Consider the following 7,750-nt stretch of genomic DNA (forward strand, 5'->3'; position numbering starts at 1 on the left):
TCGAATACTCTGTCGAGACTGGATCCTCGATTTCCGAGGTCAGGACGCGGTGCCTGAGATGCAGGTTGGATTTTTGGAACTCGTGCTGGTCGACCGTGATCCAGACGCTAAGCGGCGACCGACTTCGGCCGGAGTTGAAGCAGGGCGATCAAGGGCCACAAAAATCACTTCAGCCACCTGAGCAGGAGGGAGAAGTTGTATCCGGCGGCGGCCAGGACGGCGTTGAGGGCGTCGCCCTGCTGGCCGGCGAGGTAGTTGCGGCCCATGCGGTGTTCGTTCTTGATGTGGCCGATATGACGCTTGCCAGCGTGTGGCCGTCATAGGGATTGCCGGGCAGCGCTTTTGCATGCAGGGCGAACTGGCCGCCCTTGGAGCGCTTCAGCGTGGTGGCCACCGACACCTTCACACCGAACTCGTAGGGCATATGCGCCTTGCCCTTGCCAATGCATTCCACCTCGTGCGCGTGCAGGCTGTAGATCTTGCGGCCGCGCTGGCGCTGGCGTTGCTAGAGAACGGTGGCGGCCTGGTAGAACGGCCATTTGAAGAGCGCGTCCAGCCCCGCATCGCCGGCGATCTGGCGAGAAATGTCGCGAATGGTCCGGCCGAGATAGGTCTTGAGCCTGCGCAGCGCCTTGTTGGCCCGCTTGAACTGCTTGGCGTGGGCATAGCGCTGGTGGCTGATCAGCGCCAGCTGATAGCTCTGGCGCAAATGGAGCTCCTTCCCTCTTGGCCAGCCGCACCAGCCGTTCGCGCGCCCGGTTGATGAGCTTGGCGTCGGTCGGGAACATGACGTTCTTCGGCTGCACGGTTGTGTCGACGATCACCTGGCGCGTGTCGGCCGGCTTCATCGCCCCGGTCTTGACCGCAAGGCTGAGGCTCTCCTGCAACAGCGCCACGATCCGCTCCTCGCCCATGCGGCTGCGCCAGCGCGTCATCGACGAGAGGTCGAACGGCAGCGTATGGCAAAAGAACGTCTCGCCGGTGAGATACTGGAAGTAAGGGTTCTCCACCCAGCGCTCGCACAGCACCTCATCCGACAGGTTGAAGGTGTGCTTGAGGATCGCCAGCCCCGCCATCAGCCGGGTCGGCAGCGGCGGCATGCCGGGGCCGTCCGAATAGACGGCGCCGAAACGCTCCTCCAGCACCGGCCGGTCGATCGCCTGCTTCATGTTGATGATCTGATCGAGCCTGGAGCGGAACAGGTCCTGCTCTCCCGTCTCGCGTGGCTTGGACATTCGCCGTCCCCTCGATTCGCCGCCGCCGAACCGAGTGAATCACGCTCCGCAGCACAAGGGAATCGCAAAACCGAATTGCAGGAAAACAGCGTCCAAATACCGCTAATCCTGCAATTCAAAAGACGCTATCCGCCTCAATCAAAAGGCCAGATCAATGGCTTGCGGATAGTTCACGGTCGACGAGCTGGCGGCCACGCATCAGGCTGGAGATCCATCAGCGTTTACATCGTTTTTCAACGGGCGGCTCAAGCTCCGTGTTGTTGCGCGGCGCGCAGCTTGTCGAACGCCTCTTAGACCGTCGTGTGCCGGAAGAGGATATCCTCTGGAATTTCGGCATCGACATTCCGACATCACACATCCGTGATAAAGGCGTTTGCGGCTCGACGGGACCCTCCAACCCGAGGTCGCGAACAGAACCTGAATGACTGCCTCGTTTGCTATATGCGAATTGTCCGTGGGCGCCGCCAGGAGCTGGAACCGGCCAATCGACTTTAATTCTGGCTAGCTGTGCCCAGAATCGAGAAAAACGCCGGATTCATGCAGGCACAGCGGCCAATTTGCAGGAACCACCCCCCTGGGCACTGCTACTTATCTGGAATGAGGGGACTGTGGAGCTTCCGTCAAAAGGAAGCCAGATGTTCCGGGTTGAGGCCGTAGATCATCGTGGTCGTGTGAACATGAAGTGATGATAAAGCCGGCAAACAGGGAGGATAAAATGAGCCAATACTCATATAATCGTCGTGCGCTTATGAAGGCAATGCTGGCGATTTCGGCGACCCCTTGGGGGATTAACTCGAGGGCGTTCGCCTCGTCGTGCGACGATCGCATCCTGCGAATCGGCGGACTGGGTGGAGGCCCTGATTCGATGAACCCCTTCGCCACTTGGGGCTCCTTTTGGCCCTTGGCTATTTGCTATGATTTCTTGGTCTGCATAGACGCCCAGCGATACGACGATCGAAAGGGCTTTGCCCAATCTTGGTCCGTCGCCGACGACAACCTCACTTGGACCTTCAAGATCTGGCCCGGCATGAAGTGGTCGGACGGCCAGCCTGCTACCGCTAGGGACGCGGCGTTCACTTATAGTTATTTGCACGATTCCATAGGCAAGCCCGACGAGCTAAACGTCGGGTGGAACAGCACCAGCGGTCTTGAGAACGTCGAGTCCATCAAAGCGTTCGACGACGAGACTTTGCAGATCGTGACCAAGTTCCCCGCGACCTGGCCAATAGACAATATCATAATGATCGTTCCCGAGCACATTTGGAAGGACATCAGCTATGCTGACGCACGCGTAACCTTCCGCAACGATCCGCCTTTGGTGGGTACGGGACCTATGATCGTTTCGGAGTTTCACCAGGGCCAGTTTACACGCCTGACGCCGAACCCCTATTTCCGTACGGGGAAGCCCCAAATCGCGGGGGTGATCCTGCGGTCCTTCGATGCCGCCGATCCGATTGCGCAAGGTCTTAAGAGCGGGGAACTCGATTATGGCAACTACCTGACGTCCGCCCAGTGGGCTGATCTCTCGAAGGATCCCGACATTGTAGTCGGTGAATCCCGCATAGCTCAGAAAACCTATCTCGCCTTCAACACCGCTTCGGGAGATGGCGCAGGTAGCACCAAGGCTCTGCAGGATCCGGCGTTTCGCGATGCGCTCGGCTACGCGATCGATCAGAAGGCCATCGTCGATCGAGCCATGCGCGGACACGCCGACCCTGGTGTCGGACTCGCAATGCCGGTGGCGGCCGATTACTATTCAGATCTGAACGACATCAGGCGCCACTTCGATCTCGCCGAAGCCAACCGCCGGCTTGACGCCGCAGGGTACCGGGACACGAACGGCGATGGCATTCGGGAGGACAAGGACGGGAAGAGTTTCCAGCTAGAGCTGGTGTCTGGACCTTCAGCAAATATAGAGATGCCGGTCGCGGCAGTGCAGTTTATCGCTGGCTGGTTGGAGCAAATCGGTATCCCTGTATCGGTGACTCGGCTCGACTCCGGTGCGCTGAGCGCCCGCGCCGCAGCTCCGGCGAAAGGCGGCGGAGGGTGGGATCTGCTCATTTCCGATACCTGGCAAGGCCCAACACCTAAAGACCTGCTCATCTTCGGCAGCAGCAATTCCATCGGCATCAAGAACAAGGCGTACTGGACGAATGCGGAGTTCGACAAACTGTTCGCGGAGGTGCAGGTCACCGTTGACCTCAAGAAAAACCAAAAGCTGGTCGACCAGGCAGCGCGACTAATTTATACTGAAGCGCCTTACATCGTACTATGTTACCCCACCCTGCTCGAAGCCCACCGGAGGGATTGCTTCGAGGGTTGGGGAAAGCAAGGCATCATGTCGATGGACAGCTACTTCCCATTCGATCGCTTGAAGCCGGTGCCCGCGCCGTGAACGGAGGGGGAGGGAGCCGTCACATCCTGCGCATCATCGTCAGGGCCTCTATAACCCTCCTGATGGTGGCAGTCCTGAACTTCATCCTATTCCGAGTTATTCCAGGTGACCCTGCATCTCTTTTGCTTGGCGGGGCGCGCGTCAGCGTCACCGCCGAGCAGATTGAGGCGCAGAACCAACGTTGGGGCCTTGACCGGCCGCTGTTCCCGGACCAGGCGGTCGACTACCTGTCGGCAACACTCCGCGGCGATTTCGGCTACAGCTTCAAGTTCAGGGGCAGGCATGTCGCAGACCTGATAGCGGAACGCCTGCCGGACACCATAGTCCTAGTCGGGGTTGCTCAGATAATGGCAATCGTTATTGGGGTGATGCTTGGGATCTACGCAGGCTGGCGCCGGGGAGGAGCCGGCGACCGTATCGCAACCGGAGCCTCTCTGGCGCTCTATTCTACGCCGGCTTTCTGGCTCGGCATGATCCTGGTGGTAATCTTCAGCACGGCATTGGGTTGGCTCCCGGGCTATGGTGCATACTCGCCCGGCCTGATCACGGGCTCTCTTGGTTCGTTCCTCGACTACCTGCAACATCTCACGCTTCCCGCCACTGCGGTGGCGCTTGGGCTAATCGGCCAGTACGTCGTCGTCGCTCGTGCCGCAATGAGTGACGTACTCACCGAGGATTACATGGTAACCGCACGGGCGAAAGGGCTGACCAACGGTCAAATGCTGATGCGTCATGCATTTCGCAATGCAATGCTACCGGTCGTGACCTTGATCACCCTCAATATTGGCTATGTGGTCGCCGGGGCCATCACTGTCGAAGCCGTTTTCGCCTGGCCGGGTATCGGCGGGCTGACGGTGGAAGCACTCAACGCACGGGACTACCCAGTCCTTCAAGGCATATTCCTGTTGCTTGGCGTTTCAATTGTTCTCGCAAACCTCGTAGCCGATCTTGCCTACAGCCTTCTAGATCCGAGGGTCCGACAATGAGCGACAATATTGTTCGATATTGCCCGCGAGGCCGGGCGCGCGCAATAAAAGGCTTTCTGCGTCAATTTCTCAGCTATGGCGGTGCTCAGGTGGGCCTCGTATGTCTGGTATTCTTTCTTGTTGTGGGAGCGGTCCCCAATATTCTGGCGGGACCGCTCCAGACTGCGATCAATGCAACTGGCGATTTCCTCGCACCCCCATCAGGCGAGCATCTGCTCGGCACGGACGAAATCGGGCGGGACGTGCTCAATCTGGTCCTCCATGGTGCCCGGATCTCGCTTACGATTGCGCTACTCGCGACTGTGATCAGCCTCGTCGTTGGGACTACAATCGGTACGACCGCTGGCTACTATGGTGGCAGGGTCGACGTCTGGCTGATGCGCTTGACAGACTTCTTTTTTGTCATGCCGTCCTTCGTGCTGGCGCTGGTCATTACACCCGTGGTTCTCGAGGTGATGGGGCGCGGTGGAGAAATCCTGGGCTTCCGTCCTTCTCTTTTCGTGATCATTGTCGTTATAGGCATGACAAGCTGGTCCTTTGTTGCACGTATCGTCCGGAGTCAGACACTGTCGCTTAAGGAGCGACCATTCATTGATCGTGCGCGCGTTGCGGGTAGCAGTAATTTCGGCATCATGGTGCGGCACATCCTCCCCAATCTCGTGCCGCAAATCGCAGCCAATGGTGCGCTGGTGGTCGCCAGCGCAATCTATGTCGAGACATCGCTCTCATTCCTTGGACTCGGGGACCCGTTGCAGCCTTCATGGGGCACTTTGCTTTCGCTCGCTCAGCGCGCCGGCGCGGCCAGTGCTGGAGCCTGGTGGTACCTCGGCGCCCCAGGACTGTGCGTACTCACGGTTTCGCTTAGCTTCGTCCTGATTGGCAGTGCCCTTGACGACACGTTCAATCCACGGCGGAGGGTGATCCCATGACCAGCTCCTCCCAGGACAAAACACCGCTTCTGGAAATAGACCGGCTCTCTGTCGATTATGGGCTCAAGGGCGTTTCATTGCGAGCAATCGACGGCGTAAGCTTCGCGCTCCGAGCCGGAGAGGCCGTGGGCCTCGTCGGAGAATCGGGCAGTGGCAAGACCACGACCGCGATGGCGATCGCTGGTCTACTATCACCCAACGCGCGGGTCAGCGGCGGCCAAGTGCGCTATCGTGGCAACCGACTGCCGATCGACGATGATGCGGCGATGCGGCCACATCGCTGGAGCGAAACGTCCGTTGTCTTCCAGGGCGCGATGAACGCACTTAATCCTGTTCACCGCATTATCAAGCAGATCGCCGAGCCATGCATGCTGAAGCTCGGCATGTCGCGGGGCGAGGCGACCAAGCGGGGAAGTGAGTTGCTTCAACTGGTCGGCATCCCGGCGGATCGTGGTTCCGCCTACCCTCACGAGTTGTCGGGCGGAATGCGACAAAGGGTGATGATTGCCATGGCGCTCGCGTGTCGACCTTCGATTATCATTGGTGACGAGCCCACCACAGCGCTCGACGTCATCACTCAGGCTCAGATCCTTAACCTGCTAGGCGACTTGCGATCGCAGTTGAGCCTCGCCCTGATTTTGATCACCCACGACCTTTCTGTGGTGGCTAAGTGTTGTGATCGCGTAATGATCATGTACGCGGGCCGCATCGTCGAGGATGGCACTGTCGCCGAGATTTTCGCCCAGCCCAAACATCCCTACACCCGACAGCTGATCGAATCGATCCCGAACCCAGCGAGCGGCAAAAAGATGATCCGGCCAATACCGGGTGATCCTCCCAACTTGGTGAATCGACCCTCGGGCTGCGCTTTCCATCCGCGTTGCCCGTCGGTCATGGGGGGGTGCGCGACCGAAGTCCCCAGCCTCAATAAGTTCGGGCGGGGACGTGTCGCCTGTCACCTTCACCGGTCCTTGACGCAAGAAGACAAGGTCGCTGTTCATGCCTGACACTGCCGGCATCCTGCGTCTCGAGAGCCTGCAAGTTCATTTTCCTATCCAGGGCGGTCTGTTCGACCGTGTCCTGGGCCGATCTGTCGGCGCCATGCGCGCGGTAGACGGGATCGACCTCAACGTCGGGCGGGGCGAGATCGTCGCCCTGGTCGGCGAATCGGGAAGCGGCAAGACCACTGTGGGCCGCGTCATCACCAAGCTTGCCAAGCCGACTGGCGGCAGAATGCTGTTCGAAGGCCGCGACATGAGGTCGGTAGAGGGCTTCTCGGCTCTACGTCCGTACCGGCGTCGCGTGCAAATGATCTTCCAGGACGCTTATCAGGCCCTCAATCCGCGACACACCGTGTTCGACATCGTGGCGGAGCCGTTGCAGTCCCTGCGGCTGGTCGGTAACGCCACTCAACTCGCCGACCGGGTGAGTGAAGCGCTTGCGGCCGCTGGGCTCAATCCTCCCGGCGATTTCTTCGCCCGCTTCCCGCACGAGCTATCCGGCGGGCAGCGCCAGCGCGTCGTGATTGCAGGAGCGCTTGCCGTCCGGCCGGAACTCATCGTTGCTGATGAACCTGTATCGATGCTCGATGTCTCGATACGCGCTCAGATTCTTCAGGTCCTGGTTGACTTGCGCGACAGGCACAACATGGCGCTGCTGTTCATCACCCACGATTTGCCCCTTGCCTGGCTGATCGCCGACCGGATTGCGGTCTTGTATCTTGGAAAATTGGTCGAGATTGGTAGCGCCGACGAGATCACATTCAACCCTCGCCATCCGTATACCGTCGCCTTGCGCAACGCCACACCGCAGATTGGCGGCAACGCAGGTCGCGCCGAGTTGCCGGCCCTGCAGGGCGAGGTTCCAAGTGCCGCGCGCGTGCCGAAGGGCTGCCGTTTCCATCCTCGTTGCCCGCTTGCCTTCGACCGTTGCAAAGCTGAGGAGCCGCCGGCGATCGAAGTTGGACCACAGCACCTGTCAGCCTGCTGGCTCGCTAAGTGAAAGGCATGCAATCAGCGCCACCCCAATGAGCGTATTCCATCTGGTATTGCACAGGCAGGTGGGCTGGAACACCACCATGCAGATAGAATGCTGAGACCCGTCGAAATTGGCCACTCCATCTTGAATCAGTCTCAATGTCTGGGAGGCACTCTGAAGTGTGTAATGAACTAGGCCCGATTAAACCGCCAACGCCGCGATACGAAG

At 59.5% G+C, this 7,750-nt stretch carries 5 protein-coding genes and 1 pseudogene; 5 read left to right on the forward strand and 1 reads right to left on the reverse strand.

Annotated elements, in window-relative coordinates:
• Positions 1-164 precede the first annotated feature (164 nt).
• Positions 165-1,235: pseudogene (locus tag EN993_RS00325) on the reverse strand (IS5 family transposase).
• 715 nt (positions 1,236-1,950) lie between these two features.
• On the opposite strand from EN993_RS00325, the gene EN993_RS00330 reads away from it, so the two are divergent.
• The 5 genes from EN993_RS00330 to EN993_RS00350 are packed head-to-tail and all read left to right on the forward strand — an operon-like array spanning position 1,951 to position 7,546.
• Positions 1,951-3,630: an ABC transporter substrate-binding protein gene (locus tag EN993_RS00330; RefSeq protein WP_063170379.1), complete on the forward strand. Its 1,680-nt coding sequence runs from the start codon at positions 1,951-1,953 to the stop codon at positions 3,628-3,630.
• Complete coding sequence (locus EN993_RS00335) at positions 3,627-4,616, forward strand: ABC transporter permease (RefSeq protein ID WP_063169344.1); 990 nt, start codon at positions 3,627-3,629, stop codon at positions 4,614-4,616. Before EN993_RS00330 ends, EN993_RS00335 begins: the two co-directional genes overlap by 4 nt.
• Positions 4,613-5,545, forward strand: a complete 933-nt coding sequence (locus tag EN993_RS00340; RefSeq protein WP_063169343.1) for an ABC transporter permease — start codon at positions 4,613-4,615, stop codon at positions 5,543-5,545. The genes EN993_RS00335 and EN993_RS00340 overlap by 4 nt, the downstream gene beginning before the upstream one ends.
• Complete coding sequence (locus tag EN993_RS00345; RefSeq protein WP_063169342.1) at positions 5,542-6,552, forward strand: ABC transporter ATP-binding protein; 1,011 nt, start codon at positions 5,542-5,544, stop codon at positions 6,550-6,552. The genes EN993_RS00340 and EN993_RS00345 overlap by 4 nt, the downstream gene beginning before the upstream one ends.
• Positions 6,545-7,546: an ABC transporter ATP-binding protein gene (locus tag EN993_RS00350; RefSeq protein WP_063169341.1), complete on the forward strand. Its 1,002-nt coding sequence runs from the start codon at positions 6,545-6,547 to the stop codon at positions 7,544-7,546. The genes EN993_RS00345 and EN993_RS00350 overlap by 8 nt, the downstream gene beginning before the upstream one ends.
• Positions 7,547-7,750: the final 204 nt, after the last annotated feature.

It is taken from the genome of Mesorhizobium sp. M7D.F.Ca.US.004.01.2.1 (genome assembly GCF_003997785.1).
Classification (GTDB): Bacteria; Pseudomonadota; Alphaproteobacteria; order Rhizobiales; family Rhizobiaceae; genus Mesorhizobium; species Mesorhizobium loti.